The sequence below is a fragment of the Paenibacillus sp. SORGH_AS_0306 genome (assembly GCF_030819345.1).
Classification (GTDB): domain Bacteria; phylum Bacillota; class Bacilli; order Paenibacillales; family Paenibacillaceae; genus Saccharibacillus; species Saccharibacillus kyungheensis.
On sequence record NZ_JAUTBP010000001.1, the window covers coordinates 3,533,282 to 3,556,802 of the forward strand.

General features: G+C 42.4%; 21 protein-coding genes, 2 tRNA genes and 3 rRNA genes. 3 read left to right on the top strand and 23 right to left on the bottom strand.

Features of this window, described 5'->3' with window-relative positions:
• Positions 1–31: 31 nt before the first annotated feature.
• The 23 genes from QE450_RS15490 to yyaC form a co-directional block, all read right to left on the bottom strand.
• Positions 32–2,955: ribosomal RNA gene (locus QE450_RS15490) — 23S ribosomal RNA — on the bottom strand.
• Between the two features lie 143 nt (positions 2,956–3,098).
• Positions 3,099–3,174, bottom strand: a tRNA-Ala gene (locus QE450_RS15495).
• Between the two features lie 22 nt (positions 3,175–3,196).
• Positions 3,197–3,273, bottom strand: a tRNA-Ile gene (locus QE450_RS15500).
• Between the two features lie 35 nt (positions 3,274–3,308).
• Positions 3,309–3,425: ribosomal RNA gene (gene rrf, locus QE450_RS15505) — 5S ribosomal RNA — on the bottom strand.
• A gap of 167 nt (positions 3,426–3,592) precedes the next feature.
• Positions 3,593–5,145, bottom strand: a 16S ribosomal RNA gene (locus QE450_RS15510).
• The 16S, 23S and 5S rRNA genes sit together here with 2 tRNA genes alongside, the layout of an rRNA operon.
• Positions 5,146–5,549: 404 nt before the next feature.
• A complete protein-coding gene (locus QE450_RS15515) occupies positions 5,550–6,434 on the bottom strand; it encodes a nucleotidyltransferase-like protein (RefSeq protein ID WP_273613551.1) in 885 nt (294 codons plus the stop codon).
• A gap of 209 nt (positions 6,435–6,643) precedes the next feature.
• Positions 6,644–8,266, bottom strand: a complete 1,623-nt coding sequence (locus QE450_RS15520) for a glycosyl hydrolase family 18 protein (protein WP_373462048.1) — start codon at positions 8,264–8,266, stop codon at positions 6,644–6,646.
• A gap of 209 nt (positions 8,267–8,475) precedes the next feature.
• On the bottom strand, positions 8,476–8,910 hold the full coding sequence (locus QE450_RS15525; protein ID WP_307300369.1) for a Fur family transcriptional regulator: 435 nt from the start codon (positions 8,908–8,910) through the stop codon (positions 8,476–8,478).
• Positions 8,911–9,053: 143 nt separating this feature from the next.
• Positions 9,054–10,460 (bottom strand): DUF4097 family beta strand repeat-containing protein, encoded by a 1,407-nt coding sequence (locus QE450_RS15530; protein WP_307300372.1) that lies wholly within the window; start codon positions 10,458–10,460, stop codon positions 9,054–9,056.
• The gene (locus tag QE450_RS15535; RefSeq protein WP_273613554.1) at positions 10,450–11,025 is read right to left on the bottom strand and encodes a hypothetical protein; all 576 of its coding nucleotides are present in this window, start codon (positions 11,023–11,025) and stop codon (positions 10,450–10,452) included. The genes QE450_RS15530 and QE450_RS15535 overlap by 11 nt, the downstream gene beginning before the upstream one ends.
• A gap of 29 nt (positions 11,026–11,054) precedes the next feature.
• A complete protein-coding gene (locus tag QE450_RS15540; RefSeq protein WP_273613555.1) occupies positions 11,055–11,762 on the bottom strand; it encodes an MgtC/SapB family protein in 708 nt (235 codons plus the stop codon).
• Positions 11,762–12,256: a GNAT family N-acetyltransferase gene (locus QE450_RS15545; protein ID WP_301263672.1), complete on the bottom strand. Its 495-nt coding sequence runs from the start codon at positions 12,254–12,256 to the stop codon at positions 11,762–11,764. Before QE450_RS15545 ends, QE450_RS15540 begins: the two co-directional genes overlap by 1 nt.
• Before the next feature lie 116 nt (positions 12,257–12,372).
• The gene (gatB, locus tag QE450_RS15550; RefSeq protein ID WP_273613557.1) at positions 12,373–13,806 is read right to left on the bottom strand and encodes an Asp-tRNA(Asn)/Glu-tRNA(Gln) amidotransferase subunit GatB; all 1,434 of its coding nucleotides are present in this window, start codon (positions 13,804–13,806) and stop codon (positions 12,373–12,375) included.
• A gap of 30 nt (positions 13,807–13,836) precedes the next feature.
• Positions 13,837–15,291 carry an Asp-tRNA(Asn)/Glu-tRNA(Gln) amidotransferase subunit GatA gene (gene gatA / locus QE450_RS15555; protein ID WP_137226276.1) on the bottom strand — a complete coding sequence of 485 codons (1,455 nt, stop codon included), beginning with the start codon at positions 15,289–15,291 and terminating at the stop codon, positions 13,837–13,839.
• 48 nt (positions 15,292–15,339) lie between these two features.
• A complete protein-coding gene (gene gatC, locus QE450_RS15560) occupies positions 15,340–15,627 on the bottom strand; it encodes an Asp-tRNA(Asn)/Glu-tRNA(Gln) amidotransferase subunit GatC (RefSeq protein WP_273613559.1) in 288 nt (95 codons plus the stop codon).
• A gap of 129 nt (positions 15,628–15,756) precedes the next feature.
• The gene (locus QE450_RS15565; protein WP_273613560.1) at positions 15,757–16,134 is read right to left on the bottom strand and encodes an ATPase; all 378 of its coding nucleotides are present in this window, start codon (positions 16,132–16,134) and stop codon (positions 15,757–15,759) included.
• A gap of 252 nt (positions 16,135–16,386) precedes the next feature.
• A complete protein-coding gene (locus tag QE450_RS15570) occupies positions 16,387–17,022 on the bottom strand; it encodes an MBL fold metallo-hydrolase (protein WP_373461988.1) in 636 nt (211 codons plus the stop codon).
• Between the two features lie 6 nt (positions 17,023–17,028).
• Positions 17,029–17,598 carry a thioredoxin family protein gene (locus QE450_RS15575; RefSeq protein ID WP_273613561.1) on the bottom strand — a complete coding sequence of 190 codons (570 nt, stop codon included), beginning with the start codon at positions 17,596–17,598 and terminating at the stop codon, positions 17,029–17,031.
• A 4-nt stretch (positions 17,599–17,602) separates the two neighbouring features.
• Complete coding sequence (gene uptA, locus QE450_RS15580) at positions 17,603–18,214, bottom strand: undecaprenyl phosphate transporter UptA (protein ID WP_307300388.1); 612 nt, start codon at positions 18,212–18,214, stop codon at positions 17,603–17,605.
• Positions 18,215–18,449: 235 nt separating this feature from the next.
• Complete coding sequence (locus tag QE450_RS15585) at positions 18,450–19,631, bottom strand: class I SAM-dependent methyltransferase (protein WP_307300392.1); 1,182 nt, start codon at positions 19,629–19,631, stop codon at positions 18,450–18,452.
• Between the two features lie 38 nt (positions 19,632–19,669).
• Positions 19,670–20,314, bottom strand: coding sequence for a DUF6483 family protein (locus QE450_RS15590; protein ID WP_307300395.1), 645 nt, complete (start codon positions 20,312–20,314; stop codon positions 19,670–19,672).
• Between the two features lie 19 nt (positions 20,315–20,333).
• Positions 20,334–21,131 (bottom strand): alpha/beta fold hydrolase, encoded by a 798-nt coding sequence (locus tag QE450_RS15595; protein ID WP_307300398.1) that lies wholly within the window; start codon positions 21,129–21,131, stop codon positions 20,334–20,336.
• 41 nt (positions 21,132–21,172) lie between these two features.
• A complete protein-coding gene (gene yyaC / locus QE450_RS15600) occupies positions 21,173–21,727 on the bottom strand; it encodes a spore protease YyaC (protein WP_373461989.1) in 555 nt (184 codons plus the stop codon).
• A gap of 176 nt (positions 21,728–21,903) precedes the next feature.
• Here yyaC and QE450_RS15605 point away from each other — a divergent pair, with 176 nt between their 5' ends.
• The 3 genes from QE450_RS15605 (at position 21,904) to QE450_RS15615 (ending at position 23,351) form a co-directional block, all read left to right on the top strand.
• Entirely contained in the window at positions 21,904–22,128 is a 225-nt protein-coding gene (locus tag QE450_RS15605) for a DUF1128 domain-containing protein (RefSeq protein WP_204827128.1), read from the top strand.
• Positions 22,129–22,244: 116 nt separating this feature from the next.
• Positions 22,245–22,973 (top strand): phosphatase PAP2 family protein, encoded by a 729-nt coding sequence (locus QE450_RS15610; protein WP_307300401.1) that lies wholly within the window; start codon positions 22,245–22,247, stop codon positions 22,971–22,973.
• Positions 22,974–23,093: 120 nt separating this feature from the next.
• Positions 23,094–23,351, top strand: coding sequence for a GlsB/YeaQ/YmgE family stress response membrane protein (locus QE450_RS15615; protein WP_273613568.1), 258 nt, complete (start codon positions 23,094–23,096; stop codon positions 23,349–23,351).
• The last annotated feature ends 170 nt before the right edge of the window (positions 23,352–23,521 follow it).

Here is a 23,521-nt window from a genome sequence, read left to right on the forward strand (position 1 = left end):
CGAAAACGAAAACATCGCGTGTTAGCTTTATTTGGATAAGCCCTCGACCGATTAGTATTGGTCAGCTCCATGCCTTGCGGCACTTCCACCCCCAACCTATTGACCTCGTCGTCTACAAGGGGTCTTACATACTGGGAAATCTCATCTTGAGGGGGGCTTCACGCTTAGATGCTTTCAGCGCTTATCCCTTCCGCACGTAGCTACCCAGCGATGCTCCTGGCGGAACAACTGGTACACCAGCGGTGCGTCCATCCCGGTCCTCTCGTACTAAGGACAGCTCCTCTCAAATTTCCTACGCCCACGACAGATAGGGACCGAACTGTCTCACGACGTTCTGAACCCAGCTCGCGTACCGCTTTAATGGGCGAACAGCCCAACCCTTGGGACCTACTTCAGCCCCAGGATGCGATGAGCCGACATCGAGGTGCCAAACCTCCCCGTCGATGTGGACTCTTGGGGGAGATAAGCCTGTTATCCCCAGGGTAGCTTTTATCCGTTGAGCGATGGCCCTTCCATGCGGTACCACCGGATCACTAAGCCCGACTTTCGTCCCTGCTCGACGTGTCTGTCTCGCAGTCAAGCTCCCTTATGCCTTTACACTCTTCGAATGATTTCCAACCATTCTGAGGGAACCTTAGGGCGCCTCCGTTACACTTTAGGAGGCGACCGCCCCAGTCAAACTGCCCACCTGACACGGTCCCTGTACCGGATCACGGTACGAGGTTAGAACTCAAATGCGATCAGGGTGGTATCCCAACGGCGCCTCAACCGAAGCTTGCGCTCCGATGTCTACGGCTCCCACCTATCCTGTACAAATCGCACCCCAGTTCAATATCAAGTTGCAGTAAAGCTCCATGGGGTCTTTCCGTCTTGTCGCGGGTAACCTGCATCTTCACAGGTATTAAAATTTCACCGGATCTCTCGTTGAGACAGCGCCCAAATCGTTACGCCATTCGTGCGGGTCAGAATTTACCTGACAAGGAATTTCGCTACCTTAGGACCGTTATAGTTACGGCCGCCGTTTACTGGGGCTTCGGTTCATAGCTTCGCTTGCGCTAACCACTCCCCTTAACCTTCCAGCACCGGGCAGGCGTCAGCCCGTATACTTCGCCTTGCGGCTTCGCACAGACCTGTGTTTTTGCTAAACAGTCGCTTGGGCCTTTTCACTGCGGCCCCCTCGTGCTATTCACACTACCGGGGCACCCCTTCTCCCGAAGTTACGGGGTCATTTTGCCGAGTTCCTTAACGAGAGTTCTTCCGCGCGCCTTAGAATTCTCTTCTCACCCACCTGTGTCGGTTTACGGTACGGGCACCTGCTTCCTGGCTAGAGACTTTTCTTGGCAGTGTGAAATCATGACCTTCGCTACTACAATTTTCGCTCCTCATCACAGCCTGGCCTTGCGGTATGCGGATTTGCCTACATACCAGCCTCACTGCTTGAACGGACATCCATCAGTCCGCGTCACTATCCTCCTGCGTCATCCCATTGCTCATAACGGCTTTCGGTGGTACAGGAATTTCAACCTGTTGTCCGTCGACTACGCCTTTCGGCCTCGCCTTAGGTCCCGACTTACCCTGAGAGGACGAGCCTTCCTCAGGAATCCTTGGGTTTTCGGCGGATCAGATTCTCACTGATCTTTTCGTTACTCATACCGGCATTCTCACTTGAATGAGGTCCAGCGCTCCTTGCGGTACACCTTCAATCTTCATTCAACGCTCCCCTACCCCTGATACTAACGTATCAAGCCATAGCTTCGGTGGTGTGTTTAGCCCCGTTACATTTTCGGCGCAAAGTCACTCGACCAGTGAGCTATTACGCACTCTTTCAATGGTGGCTGCTTCTAAGCCAACATCCTGGTTGTCTGTGCAACTTCACATCCTTTCCCACTTAACACACACTTGGGGACCTTAGCTGATGGTCTGGGCTGTTTCCCTTTCGACAATGGATCTTAGCACTCACTGTCTGACTCCCGGAATAAAGTCTGTGGCATTCGGAGTTTGACTGAACTTGGTAACCCTTGCGGGCCCCGCATCCAATCAGTGCTCTACCTCCACGACTCACCTTCCGAGGCTAGCCCTAAAGCTATTTCGGGGAGAACCAGCTATCTCCAGGTTCGATTGGAATTTCTCCGCTACCCCCACCTCATCCCCGCACTTTTCAACGTGCGTGGGTTCGGGCCTCCAGTACGTGTTACCGTACCTTCACCCTGGACAGGGGTAGATCACCTGGTTTCGGGTCTACGTCCACGTACTCAGTCGCCCTATTCAGACTCGCTTTCGCTGCGGCTCCGGCTTTTCACCTTAACCTTGCACGGGAACGTAACTCGCCGGTTCATTCTACAAAAGGCACGCCATCACCCATAAAACGGGCTCTGACTTTTTGTAAGCACACGGTTTCAGGTTCTATTTCACTCCCCTTCCGGGGTCCTTTTCACCTTTCCCTCACGGTACTGCTTCACTATCGGTCGCTAGGGAGTATTTAGCCTTACCAGATGGTCCTGGCAGATTCATACGGGGTTTCACGTGCCCCGCACTACTCGGGATCCGTCTCGGAGAGAGCATCATTTCATCTACAGGGCTTTCACCTTTTTTAGCGGGCCTTTCCAGACCTCTTCAATTACGATACTCCTTTGTAACTCCAAAGAGACGTCCCACAACCCCAACAAGCAAGCTCATTGGTTTGGGCTGTTCCGCGTTCGCTCGCCGCTACTGACGGAATCACTCTTGTTTTCTGTTCCTGAGGGTACTTAGATGTTTCAGTTCCCCTCGTCTGCCTCTGCACACCCTATGTATTCAGGTGTGAGTAACTGGAGATGAATCCAGTTAGGTTTCCCCATTCGGACATCCCCGGATCACAGCTTGCTTACAGCTCCCCGAGGCCTTATCGTTGTTCGCCACGTCCTTCATCGGCTCCTAGCGCCTAGGCATCCACCGTGTGCTCTTAGTAGCTTAACCTAAGTGTTTCTATAAATAGAAACGGTGTATTTCAATTTCTCGCCTACCACTGTTTACACAGTTTGTAGAGAAGAAACCTTCTAAAACGCGATGTTTCGTTTTCGGTATCCAGTTTTCAAGGATCAACTTGGGTAAAAATAATATGGTGGAGCCAAGCGGGATCGAACCGCTGACCTCCTGCGTGCAAGGCAGGCGCTCTCCCAGCTGAGCTATGGCCCCATAATTGGGAAGTAAATCTATATGGTGGGCCCTAGTGGACTCGAACCACCGACCTCACCCTTATCAGGGGTGCGCTCTAACCAGCTGAGCTAAGGGCCCGTATTGTAAGATTCTTTTCGACATGAAAAGAATGCGCTTGGCGGCGTCCTACTCTCCCAGGACCCTGCGGTCCAAGTACCATCGGCGCTGGAGGGCTTAACGGTCGTGTTCGGGATGGGTACGTGTGGAACCCCTCCGCCATCGCCACCAAACGATGAAACATACGGTAAATATTGAGAAGATTGACCTCTCAAAACTAAACAACGAGTGAGTGGTGTCACCACTTGGGTGACCACAGATCCACCGGAGTGTTCTGCGTTTGTCTTTCCCGAAAGAAAGACGTTCGAATGTTTCCGTTGCAGGAAACGATTCTCCATAGAAAGGAGGTGATCCAGCCGCACCTTCCGATACGGCTACCTTGTTACGACTTCACCCCAATCATCTACCCCACCTTCGGCGGCTGGCTCCTTGCGGTTACCCCACCGACTTCGGGTGTTGCAAACTCTCGTGGTGTGACGGGCGGTGTGTACAAGACCCGGGAACGTATTCACCGCGGCATGCTGATCCGCGATTACTAGCAATTCCGACTTCATGCAGGCGAGTTGCAGCCTGCAATCCGAACTGAGACCGGCTTTTAAGGATTGGCTCCATCTTGCGATATTGCTTCCCGTTGTACCGGCCATTGTAGTACGTGTGTAGCCCAAGTCATAAGGGGCATGATGATTTGACGTCATCCCCACCTTCCTCCGGTTTGTCACCGGCAGTCTGCTTAGAGTGCCCACCATGATGTGCTGGCAACTAAGCATAAGGGTTGCGCTCGTTGCGGGACTTAACCCAACATCTCACGACACGAGCTGACGACAACCATGCACCACCTGTCTCCTTTGTCCCGAAGGAAAAGACTATCTCTAGTCCGGTCAAAGGGATGTCAAGACTTGGTAAGGTTCTTCGCGTTGCTTCGAATTAAACCACATACTCCACTGCTTGTGCGGGTCCCCGTCAATTCCTTTGAGTTTCAGTCTTGCGACCGTACTCCCCAGGCGGAATGCTTAATGTGTTAACTTCGGCACCAAGGGTATCGAAACCCCTAACACCTAGCATTCATCGTTTACGGCGTGGACTACCAGGGTATCTAATCCTGTTTGCTCCCCACGCTTTCGCGCCTCAGCGTCAGTTACAGCCCAGAAAGTCGCCTTCGCCACTGGTGTTCCTCCACATCTCTACGCATTTCACCGCTACACGTGGAATTCCACTTTCCTCTTCTGTACTCAAGCTCTCCAGTTTCCAGTGCGACCCAAGGTTGAGCCTTGGGCTGTGACACCGGACTTAAAAAGCCGCCTGCGCGCGCTTTACGCCCAATAATTCCGGACAACGCTTGCCCCCTACGTATTACCGCGGCTGCTGGCACGTAGTTAGCCGGGGCTTTCTTCTCAGGTACCGTCACTCTGAGTGCAGTTACTCACTCAGACGTTCTTCCCTGGCAACAGAGCTTTACGATCCGAAAACCTTCATCACTCACGCGGCGTTGCTCCGTCAGACTTGCGTCCATTGCGGAAGATTCCCTACTGCTGCCTCCCGTAGGAGTCTGGGCCGTGTCTCAGTCCCAGTGTGGCCGATCACCCTCTCAGGTCGGCTACGCATCGTCGCCTTGGTGAGCCGTTACCTCACCAACTAGCTAATGCGCCGCAGGCCCATCCTCAAGTGACAGATTGCTCCGTCTTTCCAAATTCGTTCAGGCGAACAAATCATGTATTCGGTATTAGCTACCGTTTCCGGTAGTTGTCCCAAGCTTGAGGGCAGGTTGCCTACGTGTTACTCACCCGTCCGCCGCTAAGTATCAAAGAAGCAAGCTTCTTATCAACTCCGCTCGACTTGCATGTATTAGGCACGCCGCCAGCGTTCGTCCTGAGCCAGGATCAAACTCTCCATAAAGTGTTTGACTTGCTCAATTTGAAACTGGCGAGAACCGAAGTTCTCTATTTTGTAAAGGTCGGCTAAGACCTTTGTTTACTCACTCGTTGTTCAGTTTTCAAAGATCAAACATTTCGTTTGTTTTGCTTTTGTGCACCGACGCGTTATCGCATCAGCAACTCTTATAATATATCATGCTCATTTCATTTAGTCAACACTTTTTTTCAAGAAGTTTTTTTCTTCCTTCGTAATCTTTCATTTACTTATAGAAGAATATATAGTGTTAATCGCTGTATCCGTTGAAGCGGAACGTTTTATAATTTATCACAGATTGTTAACACAAGTCAACTACTTATTTAGCAAATTATTATAGATTGGATATTGCCGTATTCCGCTTCGTTAGTGAACGTTGATTTCTTCAGTTGTTATCGGTTAAGCCAATAGCGAATTTCTCTTTCTCCACCTGCTTGTTCTGGTCTCCATGATACGACTTCATTGATCAATGACCGAAATACAAGTTTGCGAATAACCATAGGTAGCATATTGCCTACATGAGATAAGTCAGGATGCTGTAACAGTTCTTTGACACTCCATGGTTGCTTACGGCTGCGAAGCACTTGGAATAGTATAGATGAACATTCTCTCATTTTGGACATGACTGAAAATTCGCATGCTAGTAATACTAACTCTACTCGCTGCTCCATCGTCTCTGTACTGAATGCTAGTTGTTCATATAATTTGTAAACGTCTAGCTTGCATGTCCTTACTTGTTCCCATACTGCTGATTCAGGATAGATTCCTTTTTCAGATAGATCAATTCTTGCCCAGTGTTGTAATGCTTGAAAAATACTATTATAAGCATCCATGACTTGATTCTGTTTCATATGGTGCTTGGCTTCTACGTATTGTGTTAGAAATTGTGTAAATTCTAAAAATATACGACGCTCACGCAAAGGACTGGAAAAGTGTATAAATTGTTTTCTTAAATGATCTACTTGTTCATTGGTATCCCAGAGCAATTCCCCTTTGAGGAAATGTTCGATCATAATACGGTTATCTCCAGTGATCATACATTGTTCTAGAATGTCTTGATCGACATAGATAACTTGTACATGTGTATTTGATCCATCAATACGATGTTCGATAACTTCTACCTGCTCATGATAACTGCATACTACAATAATAAGAACTTCAAAATCATGTAAAAGTGAACCATTGAATTGCTGGTTTTGGCCTTTCGATGCAACCGCTCCGATAATCTTATGGTTATTGGAATGTGCATGTAGAAAAGAAAGATTAGTTAATTCCACGTTGTCCTCCTTCATTTGGTTGAAAGTTGACTCATTGTTTTTATCGCTATAGAACTTATTTCTACAATTTGGAATCCCTTTCCTGCTTGAAATGTGAGTATTTCTATAAAAAAGGCTAGAACGCCTATAGATGGATACTCTATAGATGCTCTAGCCTTATAAAAGAAGATTACTTTATTGATGATGAAGTCTTATTGATTCATCATGATTTATTGCTCTATCTTGGATAATGTACTCCATGCGCGATCATCACCTAAGCTACGTGTCCATGAAGCGACTCCACCTAGATTAAGCTTTTGAGCAAGTTCTACTCTTGCTTGGAGTGACACTTCATCTTCGATCCAAATTCGCTTGAGTGCTCCATCTTGTTGATACTCTACATAATTCTGTCCTGTGCTAGAGTCTAACTTCGGTGATAATTTCTTTTCTTTGATTAATTCTGCAATGCCGTTCATGCCTAAGGCTTTGGATGAGACTTTTGTTTGACCATCTTCAGTCTTTTCTGTCCATACACGCGCATATAAAGGAACACCCAGAATCAATTTGTTAGCTGGCACTTCATCTTCTTCCAGAACACGATTTACTGCTTTTTCTACCCACGGTAATGAAGCTACTGAACCGGATTTGGGGCTTGCTGCCCAGTGTTCATCGTACGCCATAAGCATCATATAATCTAACGAAGGGGCTAATGCTTCACGATCTAAAAATTTCGACCATAGCTCACTATTGGACTTTGGTGTTACATCCATTGAAAGTACCAGGTCTTTTTGAAGAGCAAGTGGTCGTAGTTCACGTACAAATTGAGTTACGTTAGGACCGTCTTTGGTATGCACACTTTCAAAATCAATATTGATCCCGTCTAGTTGGTACAGACTAGCATATTCTAATAGTTGTGATATAACACGACTTCTATTCTCATACGTTGATAGTGCTCCTGTTGTCATATCTGCATCAAAATTGTTAGTGATCAATCCCCATACTTCTTTGTTGCGGTTGTGTGCCCAATTTACATAATGCATATCGGCTTTACTGCGTACATTTCCTGTACTATCGACAATTTCGAACCATGTCGGACTGACGACATTAATTCCTGGTAACTCGCCAATCTTTGTAGTATCAGGTTGACGTTCATATACTGCTTCCCATGTTAGATTCACTTTTTTACCAGCCCAGTCTCTATTGACTCGACTATTGGGCATCTGTGGCACTGATACCGTCTCTAAATCATCTAGAACGACGTTATCGCTCTGTATATAACCAACATACCCATTATCTAACTGAACGGTATACCAACCTTCTCCAGTCTCCCAAATACGTAAACGTGCGTTATCAGGCACGTCTTTGTAAATACGAGAATGAATATCTGCTTCTGCTCGCAATGCTACTGTCTGGTCTGATCCTCCTGTAACTGTGTGAGCGTATTGAACTTTTTCGCCTGCTTTTAACAAAATCACAGCACCGGTAGTCGGATCTTCATATACATTAATGCCATACGTTTCTTTGAGTGGAGCTAGCGGTACATACAAAATGTCTCCTTCTTGTTGAGGAGCAAATCGCAATTGTACCGATTTCATATTCAGTTGTGCATCTTTACTTCCACTTTGCAATTGCACTAGATTACGATCTGTTGTTAAAATGACTGATTGCGTTGCTTCTTCATAGCGAATCTTAGGGTCTATCTGTTCTTGCAAAACAGGCAGAGGTAACTGTAAAGAATCTCCTGTACCTATTGCGGAATAAGGAAGGATCTCTCCTTTGATAAAAATAGGCTTGGTTAGGCCTTTCCACTCTGGGTCTTTATGTAAAGGGTTAGGGAAAATCTCAAATATCATCCAACCTACAACTAAAAGAGCAGCAAACCCTAGTATCCACCAACGACGTTTGTTTGATTTGCGTAGACGTGCTCGTTCTTTTCTATTCAAAGTATCCTCCTTGTGCTGCGTGATTCAAACTCATGCTGTTCTTTTCTACTTTTACCCTGCTAGTTGCACATCTAATAAAAAAAGCGAGAAAAACCATACGGTTTCTCGCGCTTTGGAAATTAATGTTGATTCAAGCCTCTGCAATGTGCGCAAGTTCCATAGAGCTCCATCCGATGCCCAGAAATCTGAAATCCTGTATGCCTGGCTGCTTGTTGTTCTACTGCTTCTAAAGAAGGATAACTAAAATCTTCGATTTTGCCACATTGCTGACAAATGACATGATAATGATCTGTAATATTCGCATCGAACCGACTGGAATTATCACCGTACGTTAATTCGTGCACCATACCTGCTTCAATAAACATTTTCAAATTATTATATACCGTAGCTACACTCATACTTGGAAACTGAGGTTCTAACGAACGATAAATTTCATCTGCTGTTGGATGTTCCATTGATTCTAATAAATAACTTAAAATCGCATGACGTTGAGGTGTAATCCGTACGCCACTGACTTTGAGTTGTTCTAATGCGTGTTGAACACTTGTCGTCATCTTATTCACCGCCTTATTGAACTTTCCGAAAAAAACTGTATGTCCGGTAAGAACTAATAAAAGAAGAAAGTGACCAGACAAGGCAGACATTCGTCAGCTTTAATTGTACGGTTAGATGAAGAGGATTGTCAACGCGACCTCTTTTAGTTGGCTGAGGTGGACTCTGTGACCGCTTCATCTGTGTTGGTTGTATTGCTTTTTGGTATATTGCTAGAAGATTTCGAATTGGTGGAAGAATCAGTCTCTTCAGCATTGGATGGATCTATCGTCTGATCGTCATTATCTTTGATCATTGCATCACTGTTACGCATAATATTCAAATCACCATTACCATCTACCTGAATCGAATGATCTGCTGTACCAAATTCACCTGTGATTGTTCTTTTTTCAACTTTTAACGGTAAATCTGTATTGATCGTTCCATAACTATTAGATCCTGAAACTTTGTAATCGCCTGTCGGTGGTAAATACAGATGAATGACACCAACAGCGCTATATACCGACCAATCTCCGCCAATACTGACAGAACGAATCTCTATATTTCCATTTAATGATTCAGCTTTGACTGCAAAATTGGCTTCATCCACCATAACGTTACCATTTCTTGTGTTGACATCAATATCACCAAGTCCACCGATTAATGAAACATCACCTACTTGGGTATACAATTTGGCAGCGCCGCTAATATCGCTAGCTTTATATGTGCCTTGCTTCGTATCTGCCTCGACATTACCTAAAATAGACGAAATATCCATATTTCCATTAACCGTCTGAGCTTTGATATCCCCTACAAGGTTACGCATAATCAGACTACCATTTCCTGAACGTACAGCAATATTGCGTAATGCTTCAATATTGGTCATCGTGACTTTACCGTTGGTTGTCTGCACATTGATATCTAGCCGACTTTTTTCAGGTAATGTAATCTCCATATTGATTCGTGGTTGCCGATTGTTGGATTCTCCATACGTCTGGGTCTGTGGACGAATTGAAATCTCATCGCCTTCTGAAACTTCGATACTTGTAGCATCTGCAATTTTCTGTGCTTCCTCTGCTTTGATCTCATCGATCCAGACAACAGGGCGAACTTCGATTTTTTCGACATCCCCACGATGAACGATTAAATCTCCGTTGATGCCTTCTACTGTTAATTCATCAGTATCTTTATCTACCGGAATCTCAACCGGCGTTAATTCTATTCGATTGCCAGATGCTTCGCTAAATTCAGAAGAAGCAGCTGTTAAATCTAAGCTTACTTTACTCCATAAATATAGATACTGATTCTGCTCGGTCACGAAAAAAATAGCCGCAGTCGCAATCACAGCTGTCAGTATTCCTTTGATATCCAAACGGAATCTCATACGGTTACGCCGGGAAAGCATATAAAAGACAATATATTCCAAACCCCAGCATACGAAAATAAGAGGCCACCATTGGAGAAGGATCATTAATTGGCTACCACCGCTCCATTGATCTATCCAGATTAATATACCCAATGCTATCCATAACAGGGAAGCTGTAATTCGTCCTACTCTAATTCTACCGGTCATTGCTAGCACCTCCTACCGCTTGAGATGTAGCAGAAGACTTGTGTTTCTGAATCGTACGATAGATACGTACCATTTGAAAAGCAAGCAGTCCTACTCCGATAACTATACAAACGACGGCAATAATATACCCACCCCAAAAGCTTACGATATTGCGTAGCCAATACGGTCGTACTAAAAACATACAGATTAATAATCCTTCAGCCATCAATACTAAACCGAATGAAATGCCACGTACACCTGCAAATGACTTGCGGCGCTTGTACTTGGGAATCAATGCTTTTATATGATCGTTAATCCAATCTGTTGATTGCAAAACATCATATACATTATAAAAATAAATGACAGGAATCATTAATGCTAACAATATTAAAAGAGGTACGTTGATCTGAATGCCTTTCGATGTGAAATAAAAAAGGGCAGCAATATCAAGCAGTAAAACAGCAATAAACTGTATTCCCCTTTGCGCCAATCCTAGATACATATGACCAAATCCAGGAAGAATAGCAGCAATAAGAACAGCGATAAATTTACGTTTGAGAGGTAGCTTGGCAGGGGATTTCTTCACTGTTGATCATGCCTCCTTCTTCTTTGCTTTTACTCAATAGCAACTGCGGTGACTCCCTCAATCTTCTGAATACTGCCTATCAATTCTAATGAATCGTATTCGTGCTTGATCACTACGCTCAAACGAAGTTCAGTAACTAACAAATCAGATGTCATACTGATCCCGCCTCGTTCTTTAACATAAGTGACTTTTCTGATCTGGATATGTTCGCTATCCATAAAGCGAGAGATTTTATCTAATGTTAATGTCCCTGCTATGCCTTCAATCGTAATCTGATGATCTTTGCTACGACGAATATAACGTTGTTCTACGATATTAAGTACCCACAAATTCAAAAGAACGATCAATGTACAGACAAAAGCTGCAAAATAAAAACCAGCTCCAATCGCCAAACCAATCGCAGCTACTACCCAAAGTGAAGCGGCTGTAGTCAGACCAGTGATCGCTTTACCTGTAAATAAAATCGTACCTGCACCCAAAAATCCGATACCTGAAATAACCGCTGTAGCTAATCGAGCCGGATCAAGTCTTACATTCGGTTCTTTGACAAATTCAGCAAATCCATAGACTGAGAGCATCATAATCAAAGTAGAACCTACACATACTAAAATATGTGTTCGAAGTCCTGCTGCATGGCTAGAACGCTCTCGTTCCCAACCGATCAATCCGCCCATCAACATAGATGCAACTAAACGAAGTAAAATATGAACATTGGTAATATACCAGGGATCAGACATTAGTCAACTGAGTCCTCCCTTACTTGAGAAAGAGAAGGATTTAACCGATGAAATGTTGTTAATTTCACTCCTGGTGCTACTTCAAATGTCTCTACCGGGCGAAATCCATATTTTTCATATAAAGCGACAGCAGGTTGATTTAACTTCCCTGTCGATACAATATATAAAGGAACATTAGGATATTGTGCAAACACATGTTCAATCAATTGACTTGCAATCCCTTGCCGAAAAGCAGTCGGATGTACCATCATTCGAGCGATTGTTAATGTATCATGCTCTTCTTGCTCTATAGAAATAACACCTTGAATTTCTTCGTACTCATTCACATACGCATAAAACGTTTCACCAGAACGACGAATACTTTCTACCGTATCCATTAATGGAGGAAGTTCTTTGAACCCGATCAATTCAGCTTCTAATCGATAAGCAATATGTTGTAACGCCCATATTTGTTGAACGGTATTGTCATCTTCTAATACACACTTTTGAATCACAAGATCACTCCTTGATCGCCAGATATAATGTATTCAAAAGCAAAAAAAGAACAATAAAAGAGACATGCCATATGGCATGCCCCTATATTCCTTTATCATTCCGGGATGATGCCAGATTAGCGAGGCAATAATTCAGCCAATAGTTTGTTAACCATACCTGGATTCGCTTTGCCTTTACTTTGCTTCATGACTTGTCCAACTAAAAAGCCAATCGCTTTGTCTTTGCCTGCTTGGTAATCTTCAACAGACTGCGGATTCGCAGCGATAACTGCTTCGACAATACCTTTGATTGCACCTTCATCACTAATCTGAGTTAATCCTTGCTCTTCTACAATTTGTTGCGGTAATTTGCCAGACTGTAGCATTTCTTTAAATACGGTTTTGGCAATTTTATTACTGATGGTTCCTTTTTCGATCAGTCCAATCAATTCACCTAGTGCTTGTCCTGTTAAAGGAACAGAGGCCAATTCAAGACTATTTGCGTTCAAATAACCTAGCAATTCCCCTTGCATCCAGTTCGCTACCGATTTGGCATCACTGGTATAAGTCAGGCTATCTTCAAATAGATCAGCTAAAGGTTTGGAAGAGGTGATAACACCTGCATCATATTCAGGCAATCCGTATTCTGAAGTGTAACGAGCTTTACGTGCATCAGGTAATTCAGGAATAGAAGCTTGAATACGATCTTTCCATGCTTGATCGATATGCAATGTCACTAGATCTGGATCAGGGAAGTAACGATAGTCATGCGATTCTTCTTTGCCACGCATCGATAATGTTTTGCCTTGAGCTTCATCCCAGCGACGTGTTTCTTGAATCACTTTGTCGCCATCATCCAAAATCTCAGCTTGACGATATTCTTCATACTCTAATCCTTTTTGTACACCACGGAAAGAGTTCATATTTTTAAGTTCAGCACGAGTACCAAATTCTTTTTGACCTGCCGGGCGCAGACTGATATTCGCATCACAACGAAGTGATCCTTCTTCCATTTTCACATCAGATACATCACAGTACTGCATGATCGCACGAATCTTTTCCAAATAAGCACGCGCTTCTTCTGGTGAAGAAATATCAGGTTCCGACACAATTTCAATAAGAGGTGTACCGACACGGTTAAAATCAACCAAAGAGTCATATCCACCGGATGTATGTGTTAATTTACCTGCATCTTCTTCTAAATGCAGACGTGTAATCCCGATACGCTTGGTTGTACCATTCACTTCAATATCAACCCAACCATGTTCGCCGATCGGTTGGTCAAATTGAGAAATCTGATACGCTTTGGGAGAATCAGGATAGAAATAGTTTTTGCGATCAAACTTACTAACATCGCCTATTTTACAGTTAATCGCCATTGCTGCTTTCATTGCATAGTCAACAGCTTGACGATTTAGTACAGGCAATACACCTGGATGACCGAGACAAACAGGGCAAGTATGTGTATTGGCAGGTGCACCGAATGCTGTAGAACAGCCACAAAAGATTTTGGACTTGGTATGTAGTTCAACGTGAACTTCCAGTCCGATTACTGTTTCGTATTTGGACATACTGATAGGTTCCTCCTTCTTCATACGGTTTTAGAGCTGCGGCCGTTGTTGATGATTGGTATTTTGTTCAAAAGCGTGTGCCACGCGCAAAACCGTCTGTTCGTCGAAGGCTTTGCCGATAATTTGCATCCCTACAGGTAATCCAGAAGCAAATCCACAAGGAACACTGATTGCTGGAACACCTGCAAGACTTACAGGAATCGTCAAAATATCATTAAGATACATTGTTAATGGATCATCTAATTGCGAACCTAACTTAAAGGCTGTTGTCGGCGCAGTTGGTCCAATAATAACATCATATTTTTCAAATACATTATCAAAATCACGTTTGATCAATGTACGTACTTTTTGTGCTTTTAAATAATAAGCATCATAATAACCAGAACTTAACGCATATGTTCCAAGCATAATACGACGTTTCACTTCATCTCCGAATCCTTCACTACGCGATTGATGATACAACTCTAATAGATTGCCAGGATTCTCTGCACGTACACCATAACGTACGCCATCAAAGCGTGCTAGGTTGGAAGAAGCTTCAGAAGAGGCAAGCAGATAATATGTGGCTACTGCATATTCAGTATGTGGTAAAGATACTTCTTCCCACTCTGCACCCAATCCTTCTAACACAGCTAAAGCATCCATAATCGATTGCTTCACTTCTGCATCGACACCTTCACCGATGTATTCAGAAGGAACTGCAATTTTGAGACCTTTGATTTCACCGGACAATGCACTTACATAGTCAGGAATATCCACTTTTGCAGATGTTGAATCTTTGGCATCATATCCTGCGATTGCTTGTAAAACATAAGCCGAATCTTCTACATTTTTGGTAAGAGGGCCTATCTGGTCTAACGAAGATGCAAAGGCAACTAGACCAAAACGAGACACAAGACCGTAAGTCGGCTTCAATCCTACAACTCCACAATAAGAAGCAGGCTGACGAATCGATCCACCTGTATCTGATCCTAGCGTAAAGTAAGCTTCTCCTGCTGCTACAGCTGCTGCCGAACCACCACTTGAACCTCCAGGAACATAATCCAAGTTCCACGGATTGCGCACAGGTGCAAAGCTAGAGTTCTCATTAGAACCGCCCATAGCAAATTCATCCATATTTAGCTTGCCGATTGTAACAGCGTCTGCTTGACGAAGCTTGTCCGCTACGGTTGCGTTATAAATAGGATCGTAATTTTTAAGAAATTGACTACCACATGTTGTGCGTAGTCCTTCTGTCACAATATTATCTTTAACCCCTACTGGAAGTCCAAACAGTAATCCGCGTGCTTCTCCGCTCACTAGCTTTTCATCTAGTGCTTTGGCAGACTCTGTTGCGCCTTCTTCGTTAAGTGTAAGGTATGCTTGTATTTTGTCGTCTTGTTCACCGATTGTCTTGAATGCTTGAGCTACAAGGTCGGTGACTGCCAAGTCTTTGGCATGAAGCCGATTATGTATTTCATTCAGACTCAAATCAAATAAAGTCAATGCAGGTTCCTCCTTCAATTCTGTTGATCACAGTGGTTGATCTATAGTCTATTCCAGTACAGCAGGTACTTTGAATTGTCCGTCTTCATCGTCTGGTGCATTACGCAACACTTTTTCAATCGGAAGACTTTCGTGAACTTCATCTTCACGCATTACATTACTTAGATGCAATACATGAGTAGTCGGCTCTACCTCTTCTGTATCTAATTCTTTTAATTTTTCTGCATATTTCAAAATAGCACTCAACTGCGCAGTAAACATTTCTTTCTCCTGCTCGCTCAGATCCAAACGTGCTAGCTTGGCTACATGCTCTACATCATTGATATTAATACTCAATTGTGGTTCCTCCCTCGCTGAAAATAACTTTTTTAATTATAGGGTAGATAAGGTGACAATTCAATTGAAGTTCTATAATAAATCGTTAGTTATTTGTATATAATAAAAAAGAGCCGGCAAGCCGACTCTTTAAATCCATGCACGCAAATTAATTTGTTTTACAAAATCTGCTTGCGCTACAGTATCCGTCAAAGGTTCTTCCACAAACGGAAGTTCTTCGCCATTCATAATATGATAAAATAATTTCTCATTATGTGTCGCTAGAGCATAATCGATTAGCGCCTCGCGTCCGACTCGTTCAGCTTCCTGCCGGAGCAACCGTTCTTCTGGCTCAATATCACCGGAAGGAACAAAAAAATTACGATTGACCTTAGGAATACGAATGACATAATCGAAGGCATTATCAGGGTTACGGTCATATGCAATAACATATCCGTAATCTCCTACAGGCAGACTTTGCTCAAAGGTATCAGCGACAACTACGATTTTTTCTCCTAAATGCAGCATCGTGTAACTCCCCCTAGCTTTATCTACTTTATTTCTGTATCATACTAAAAAAAAATAACGATGTCCAATTTTATTACGAAAAATCAGGCTAATTACACTTGCATAACGTTTATTTCTATATCCAAAGTCGATTCATGTCATTTACTGGTCAATTATTAATCTTATTCAATAAAAAACACGCAAACCAGAGAAATGATCTCGATTTGCGTGCTGGAACTCTTTTCGAAGATTGTAATAGATTATACCTTCAAATTAAGCAGGAACGTAAGGATTACTGGATTTCTCTGCACCGATTGACGTTTTGGGTCCATGACCTGGATATACCGTCACATCATCTGCCAAACGATATAGCTTGGTACGAATAGAATCAATCAATTGGCGTTCACTACCACCTGTAAGATCAGTACGACCTACACCCATACGGAATAAGACATCACCTGCAAATAGTTCTTTACCACAAAGGAAGCTTACACTCCCCGGTGAATGACCTGGCGTATGATATACGGTGAAGGTATGACCGATTAACTTCAATTGTTGTCCTTCATCTAAAGCATATTCAGCAGGTTCGGCTGTAATTGGCGGTGTCACTTGAGACCAATTAGCAGAACCGTTTAATTTGGCATTGGTTAACCACTCTGCTTCTAGATCATGCAGGTATACAGGGCAGTTGCATAATGTACGTACTTCTTCCAGTCCGCCCATATGATCAAAGTGAGCATGAGTTAGCAAAATCGCTTCTACGTTGAGGTTCAGTGATTGGATGCGGCGAACTAATGCACCTGGATTCATACCTGGATCAATCACTATCGCATCGGAACTATTTTCAGCAATGAGTAAATACGCATTGGTCTGTAAAGGGCCTAACGAAAAACTTTCTATTTTGAACAAAATGTATTACACCCCCGATAAAATTTCACGCAATTCACGAATAATCATAGCGTGAGAAGCAGAACCTTCACCATACCGTTCAGCCATACCTTTACGGACAACAGCCATTTTTTCTTGATAGTCTGGTGCTTCACGATCTGGATTTTCCTGTTTGAAAGCGATCATTAATTCTTGTACGTGTTCTGGACGAGGTCCCCACTGAGCAAGCACATGTCCACCTGTATCTGTAATAATCACCACAGGTACAGAGCGACCACCCATTGTTAAATAGTCATCCATCGTATCAAAATGATCTTCCAAAATTAAAATTTTGGTTGGAATCTCTGCTTCTTCAAATGCACGGAATACGACAGGAACGTTACGAACGACATCTCCACACCAATCTGCTGCTAGAATTAATGAGCGCAAATCATCACGATGAGCAAGCAATTTAAAAAACTCATGATCGTCTAGATCCGTCCAGTTAAACAATTCGTATCCATGATGAAATTCGTCTTTATTTTGAGTCATCCCCTCCATAAATTCCTGAGGAGAAATTCCTTTTTCCCATTTATCTGCTAAGTTTGGTTTGTTCATAAGATTAGCCACCCTTCTTTTTGTTCTTTATCTTCCATTTAACCAAAAAGTAAGCTGCCAATAGCACAATAGCTGCAACAATCAATGGTACTGTATATTTGCTAGCGATATCATCAATATGTTCCCATTGACTTCCAAGTACCATTCCTAGATAAACAAACAGCGCAGACCATGGAATAACTGCAAGGGTAGTCAATAAAATAAAGCGCATATGTGACATTCTAGAAATGCCTGCCGGAATCGAGATCGCATGACGAACAACAGGAATAAAGCGTGCTGTAAAAATAACACCTGAACCATATTTATCAAACCATGCTTCGGCATGATCGATATGGCTTTTTTTGATCAAAATGTATTTGCCGTACTTTTCTAAAACAGGTCTACCGCCATACCGTCCTATCCAGTAAATAAATAGTTGAGCAACAACGCCCCCTACTGTTCCGAAAAAGACAGCTCCAAAATAGTTGATCGCTCCTGTGGAGACTAGATATCCTCCATAAGCCAGTACAATCTCACTTGGAATGACTTCGATCATCAATCCAAGCATAATTCCAAAATACCCAAGTTGTTGAACCCAATGCAATAATTGGGCAATAATATCAGATATAATTTCCACCAATCCTCCTTAACCCATTGTTTGATGTGTATCATTCTGTATCTCTGTATCCCATATTTATGTATTCCCATGTCAGTACAAGTAAGCCAGCTATCACGATGTTCTGTTATTTTAGCACAGCCCATAGAAGGCATTCCACTATGTACCAGAGTGACTGAATCCCCTCTGCCCATGAAAAAAGCTGAACTCGCTGTTAAACAACGAATCCAGCTTGGATTATACCATAAAATATAGATTATACTAATGATTTTTGATAATGCTGTAGCAGATCTTTGCATGCATTTTCAAGATACGGCTTGGCTTGAATCATATCCCGAAATGCTGTATATTCCTGCCACATTTCCGCCGGTTGCTCTGTATCTGCTTTGACAGCACGAATCAAAATATTTTTGGGTGTATGTTCCATGTCTATAAATTCAAGCAATTGCGTTTTGTATCCTAACAGATCAAGCAATTTGGCACGTATCGCATCGGTAGCTAGTGCAGAAAAACGCTCTTTTAAAATACCATGCGATAACAGTGGACTCATAGTATCGTTCTGAATCTGGCTGAATAATTCATGCTGACAGCAAGGAACCGATAAAATAACAGATGCGTTCCAGCGTACTGCTTTTTCTAACGCGGCATCTGTTGCTGTATCGCAAGCATGCAATGTCACTACCATATCGACTTGTTCTAGCTCATCGTAATCTGCAATATCACCGACTAAAAACTTCAATTGATCATAATGAAGCTTTTCTGCTAATTGGCTACAATGTTGAATCACATCTGCTTTGAGATCAAGACCGACAATATTTAGCGGACGATGTTGTTGAATATTCAGATAATGATAGAGTGCAAATGTAAGATACGATTTACCACATCCAAAATCAACAATCGTTAACTCTTTGTTAACCGGTAAAGAAGGAAGTACATCTTGTACCATTTCCAAAAAGCGATTGATCTGGCGGAACTTATCATATTTACGAGCTAATACTTTGCCATCTGCATTCATAATACCTAGTTCAATCAAAAAAGGAACAGGTTCGCCATCTTCAAGAATATATTGCTTTTTGCGATTATGATTAAGATCGGTCGATGTTTTGGTTGGTGTTTTGGTCAAAATAGATACTTTATACTTTTTACTGATCAGTACTTGATAATCCGCTTCTTTGGTACAGATGAGCCCCTGACGCATCGTTTCTTGCAATAATGCAAATAATGTCGTTATGGCTTCTGCTGGTAACAGATTATCATGAGTCACTTTGTTGCTGTAATGATATGCGAATTGGTAATGAAGTTGCTTTTTCAATTCGACAGGTTTGATGATGACTTTGGTAAAAGCATCATTATCTTTTTTACGAAGTTGGCTTAGAGTTGCTGTAATTAGCTCGCCAGCTTCGATACATTGAGTAATTAATCGTTGCAGTGAATCCATGGTGTACAGCTCGCTTTCTGTCTTTCAACTTAATTTGACTAGGCTTCAAGCTCGGCATGTGCTGTAGTCAGCTCTGCACGAGATACGCCACCTTCTTCTAACTGTTCATCGCTTAATAATAGTAGACGTTGATACAGCGCCTGACCTTCTGTATGACCTTGTGCAGGATCAAGCTCGGTAAGACGCTTCAAAGCATCTACTGCATTATCGTAGTAGCCTTCTTGCTCTTCATACTGGACAAATAGATGCTCAACCGCAGCTGGCAGTGCATAGTCTGCTAATTCATCGGTTAATTGATCGATCTGCTCTGGATAATCAAACATCGTCCGATCGGCATCATTAACTGCACAATATAAAAATAAATGTAAAGATTTAATTCGGCGTACTGCTGCTTCTTGTTCTTGCTCGCTTAATTCGTAAATATCTGCTTCTTCACGCATCAATCTTGCTAATGCTTGCAGACGATCAACTTCAACCACTGAACCGATACGGAATAGTTCTATTACTTCTTCTGCTGGCAATCGGTTAATCAATCCATTATTCAACTGGAACTTCTGGCGAACCATATCATCCAATTCCCAGAGCGCTTCTGTTAATTTCTTTTGTTGCTTTAATCCGAATACTTTCGAAATTACCGATGCCATATCTTCAATCATACCCATAAGGTAATCATTTCTGAACATTCCTATCCCGCCTTTAATATTAATCTTTTCGTTGATTTTCCATAAAATCATGAATAATATTGACCAATTGTTCAGGTGCTTCCATCATACTCATATGTGCAATATCTGGAATAACTGCTGTTGTAATATTCGTAGAATCTGCAATAAACATCCGATCAGGTGGAGCAATCGGATCATCTGCCCCGGCTACTAATAATACAGGAACATTTGCGTTTTGGATAATATGCAATCGTTCAGGACGTTCTCGCATCGCCGCCGCTGCTCCACATGCACCTTCTGGAGAAGTAATATAACCGATCTCTTTTACCTTTAATACGGATTCAGGTAATTTGTAGACTAAATGCGAAGCAAATAACCCTTCAGCAAATCCATCAACAAAGTCGATAATGCCGGTTGTACGAATCTGTGTAATAGTATTCAAGCGTTTCTGCTTCGCTTCTTCTGTATCTTCGTATGCGGTGGAATGTACAAGTCCCCACGCTTTAATATATGAAGGATATAGATCCACCAACGCTAATGTAGTATATCCACCCATCGAGTGCCCCAGTATAGTCACTTGTTGTAGACCAAGTTCATCTAATACGTTCACCACATCAGCTGCCATGTCTTCTATCGTATAAGGATCTGTTGATACAGGGCTATGACCATGTCCACGCAGATCTGGCACAATACAACGATAATGTCTTGATAAAAGAGGAATTACTTCATTCCAATACGCTGAACTTCCTAGAAAACCATGTAATAATACAATCGGCTCTCCTTGACCAGTATCTGAAAAATGTAATTTGATCGGTTGCTGTTCTGTTGGTTGACTCATATCCTCATCTCCTATCAATAATGAAATAACGTTGATTCCTTTTATTTTAATATACCTAGCCCTTGAACAACAGCTTGGACAATATCTTGTGACATATTCATCACTGTATGCAGTGAAGTGGTCTGAAGTGTCCAATATGGTTTGGGGCCATTTTCATTGACAATCGCTGCGATACTATAATTGCCTACTCCAGGAAAACGTCCTCCTACCGATAATGCAGGAAATAATGGAGTTGCTCCTATACTATACAACCCCACAGTATGATGTCTACCCAGACACGCATCAATAGCTATCACTTGGAGATGATCTTCAATTTGGGGAATACGTTCATGAAGATTATGAGCATCACAAGGAAAGTCCATCGTACCTATAACATGAGGCAGTCCATAAGCGACTAGCCCGCTACCGGTTAAAGGCCCTAACGCATCTCCTGTAGAACGATCTGTACCAATACACACAAAAGCTAAAGTATCTATAGAATGAGTAGCTCCTATATCGCGAAAAAAATCAGTCAGTCCATCTTGATTTACATTGCGACGATCTTGATTATCATAAGGAAGCAGACTGGAACGACGATTGATCATAATAAAAACCATGTCCCTCCTTTTATCAACATATATACGTACTTGAGGTACGATTCGATAGCGTATCTTATCGATACTCATTTTACCTTATGCAACAAGTTACCGCAAAATAATTGGTTCCCCATCATTATCCATGATACAATACAAAAAATAAGCTAATGCTTAATGAAGAAAGGAAGAACCCATTCATGGATTTGTCTCAACCTACCCAAGAAAATATTGCTTTTATGATTGAAGGCATCAAAACCAAACTTCGGATGGCCAGCGGAGCAGCAATGCAAGCTTCTGCTTTTTCAACCGAACAATACGAAGATATTCAAGAAGTATACGATATCGTGATCAATAAGCCGAACTTGAGTATTAGTGAAGTAGAAGCTTTAGTGTCTGAATTAGGACGTTTACGTAAAAAATAAATAAAATGAATGAGTCTTTCCTGAATAATAAGGAGAGGCTTTTTTTATATTCGATTCATTTGTTAAACTAGGGTTAAATTAAACATAACTCTATGTAAAGAAAGAAGGCGATACAGATGTCATCCGAGCAGTTCTCTAATTCCAAACATGAACAACCCCAACGATTTTCTTCTATTCCGATCTGGCTCCTTATTGTTATGGTATTGGTAGGTGGAGGTGTAGCTTCCTTCCTATTATTAAGAGGAATCGTATGGATTGTTGAATCGATAGCATTATATGATATACACACATGGGAAAAAGGGCTTCAAGCGTATGTACGTACATTCCATGAAGAACCTGTACGAACGATTATGTTATTTTTTACTTATATGGGTTCATTTTATTCTACAGTGTTTGTAGCATTATCATTTTCGATCTTATTTATGTTCCATAATATGTATCGTGAAGGATTGGCTCTGCTCGTTACAACAGCAGGCGCATGGCAAATCAATGTATTGCTTAAATCTTTCTTTATGCGTCCACGTCCTGATCTTGAATTTTGGACACATGCTTCAGGTTATAGCTTCCCCAGTGGTCATTCTACAATTGCAGCCGCGATGTATGGTATGCTTTTTGTCATCTGGTCAATGCATCGTAGAAGACGTCATTTGTCGATTGTCCTTCCAGTCATTTGTGGTATTTTCCTCATTGTAGGTATAGGTCTATCTAGAGTATATTTGGGTGTACATTACCCTACAGATATTATTGGTGGCTATATTGCTGGTTCACTTTGGCTGTCTGCTTGTGCTTATTCTTTACACTTATGGAGACATTCCGATGAACAAAGGGCTTCGATTCGCTATTGAATAGAAGAAATGTAATGTTTCACCTTTTGGTACTGGGTTTATATACGAAGTAAGACAAACTGCTAACTGATTGATATTACGACAGGTGTTTTGACTTGTTCAGCAAAGGAGGCGATTACGATGTGGGGCATTATTATTAGTATTGTTATGGCGGTTATTATCGGCGTTATTGGTAATGCACTTGCAGGTAATGAAATGCCAGGTGGCATTATCGGTGCTGCTATTGCTGGATTTGTAGGCGCTTGGTTAGGCGCTCTCGTATTTGGTCATTTTGGACCAACGATTGGAGATTTTGCTATTATTCCTGCTATACTAGGAACTGCTATTTTTGTGTTTTTGCTTGGTCTGGTTTCCAGATTGTTCAGAAGAACAGCCTGAACCTTTACCAGCATCACATATATAAGCCATACTTAACGTGAGCTACACATAATACCTGAACTTCGAGAACAGCTTTATTAAGGAATAACATATGGCTAATTTTTTTCTTACTTACAAAGATTGATCTGTTCAGACAAATCGATCTAAATTAAATCAAGGAGTGATTAATA

Coding starts and splice junctions, on each gene's coding strand:
- QE450_RS15520 (WP_373462048.1), bottom strand. CDS start 8,266: ATGATATTTGAGATTTTCCCTAACCCTTTACATAAAGACCCAGAGTGG.
- QE450_RS15525 (WP_307300369.1), bottom strand. CDS start 8,910: ATGACGACAAGTGTTCAACACGCATTAGAACAACTCAAAGTCAGTGGC.
- QE450_RS15530 (WP_307300372.1), bottom strand. CDS start 10,460: ATGACCGGTAGAATTAGAGTAGGACGAATTACAGCTTCCCTGTTATGG.
- QE450_RS15540 (WP_273613555.1), bottom strand. CDS start 11,762: ATGTCTGATCCCTGGTATATTACCAATGTTCATATTTTACTTCGTTTA.
- gatB (WP_273613557.1), bottom strand. CDS start 13,806: ATGTCCAAATACGAAACAGTAATCGGACTGGAAGTTCACGTTGAACTA.
- QE450_RS15565 (WP_273613560.1), bottom strand. CDS start 16,134: ATGCTGCATTTAGGAGAAAAAATCGTAGTTGTCGCTGATACCTTTGAG.
- QE450_RS15575 (WP_273613561.1), bottom strand. CDS start 17,598: ATGAACAAACCAAACTTAGCAGATAAATGGGAAAAAGGAATTTCTCCT.
- QE450_RS15585 (WP_307300392.1), bottom strand. CDS start 19,631: ATGGATTCACTGCAACGATTAATTACTCAATGTATCGAAGCTGGCGAG.
- QE450_RS15590 (WP_307300395.1), bottom strand. CDS start 20,314: ATGTTCAGAAATGATTACCTTATGGGTATGATTGAAGATATGGCATCG.
- QE450_RS15595 (WP_307300398.1), bottom strand. CDS start 21,131: ATGAGTCAACCAACAGAACAGCAACCGATCAAATTACATTTTTCAGAT.
- yyaC (WP_373461989.1), bottom strand. CDS start 21,727: ATGGTTTTTATTATGATCAATCGTCGTTCCAGTCTGCTTCCTTATGAT.
- QE450_RS15605 (WP_204827128.1), top strand. CDS start 21,904: ATGGATTTGTCTCAACCTACCCAAGAAAATATTGCTTTTATGATTGAA.
- QE450_RS15610 (WP_307300401.1), top strand. CDS start 22,245: ATGTCATCCGAGCAGTTCTCTAATTCCAAACATGAACAACCCCAACGA.
- QE450_RS15615 (WP_273613568.1), top strand. CDS start 23,094: ATGTGGGGCATTATTATTAGTATTGTTATGGCGGTTATTATCGGCGTT.